This window comes from Micromonospora sp. NPDC051006, from assembly GCF_044456245.1.
Lineage (GTDB): Bacteria > Actinomycetota > Actinomycetes > Mycobacteriales > Micromonosporaceae > Micromonospora.
Map to the genome: position 1 here is coordinate 1 of NZ_JBITFP010000055.1, position 1,026 is coordinate 1,026.

General features: G+C 64.1%; 1 protein-coding gene. It reads right to left on the reverse strand.

Annotated elements, in window-relative coordinates; translation table 11 throughout:
• Nucleotides 1–21: 21 nt before the first annotated feature.
• Nucleotides 22–969: an IS481 family transposase gene (locus ACIBBA_RS33570; protein WP_396702914.1), complete on the reverse strand. Its 948-nt coding sequence runs from the start codon at nucleotides 967–969 to the stop codon at nucleotides 22–24.
• Between the last annotated feature and the right edge of the window lie 57 nt (nucleotides 970–1,026).

Here is a 1,026-nt window from a genome sequence, read left to right on the forward strand (position 1 = left end):
TGTGCGACCGACGGTGATCGTTTACGCCTGGGTCGTGGTCTTCTGCTTGAGGCGTTCGTAGGGGGTCTGCCCGCCGAGGCCGCCGTGCGGGCGATGGTAGTTGTAGTAGTCCTCCCACTCTCGGAGCTTGTCGTTGAAGACCTGGGCGTCGTCGATGACCACCCCATCGAGCATCCGGTAGAACTCCTCGGCGTCGATGCGGTGGGATCTCTCCACCTTGCCGTTGAGCCGCGGCGTTCGGGGCTTGATGTAGGCGTGGGCGATGCCTTTGTCCAGCACGTGCCAGTGGAACGCCGACTGGAACTCGGCGCCGTTGTCAGTCTGGATGACCTGCACCTGGAACGGCAGTCGCTGCAGCACGTAGTCCACGAACTGGATCGCGGTCTTCTGGTTGAGCTGCGGGTAGATGCGCAGCACTCGCAGGCGGGTGCAGTCGTCGATCGCGGTGAACTGGTAGTACTTGTTGCGCCCGCCGCGGCGGCCGCCGGCCGCGGTGATGGGCTCGATGAACTTCACGTCGATCTGAACCCGGTGGCCGGGCAGCTGCTTCTCGTACCGCTTCCACCGCTTGTCGTGACGCTTGTAGCGCTGCGAGGCCGGGAGCCGGCTCATGTCCAGGCGCTTGAGGATCCGCCAGACACCGGAATGGCTGATGGCGACGTCGTGGTACCGCTTGAGGTACATCGCGATCTTCTCGGGGCCGAAGTGGTAGTTCTCCCGCAGGTAGATGATCTTCCCGACGACCTCGACGTGGGTAGCGTTGGGGCTGGTCTTGGGCCGCTTGGACCGGCTGCGCAGCCCGTCGACGCCTTCGGCCTGGTAGCGCCGGTACCAGATGTAGTACGCCTGCCGGCTGATCCCGTAGTACCGACACGTCAGCGCGACGTTGCCGCTGACCTCCTCGACGTGCCGGATGATCGCCAAGCGCCGCTTGGCCTCCCGATCGAGCGGAGGGTGAGGGGTAGACATAGATGGTCTCCGTAGTCGCCGGAGACCCAGGTGTCAACGATGTCCGTCAGTTTTAGA

Bases quoted from the DNA above. Each gene is read 5' to 3' on its own strand.
- ACIBBA_RS33570 (WP_396702914.1), bottom strand. From the start codon at position 969: ATGTCTACCCCTCACCCTCCGCTCGATCGGGAGGCCAAGCGGCGCTTG.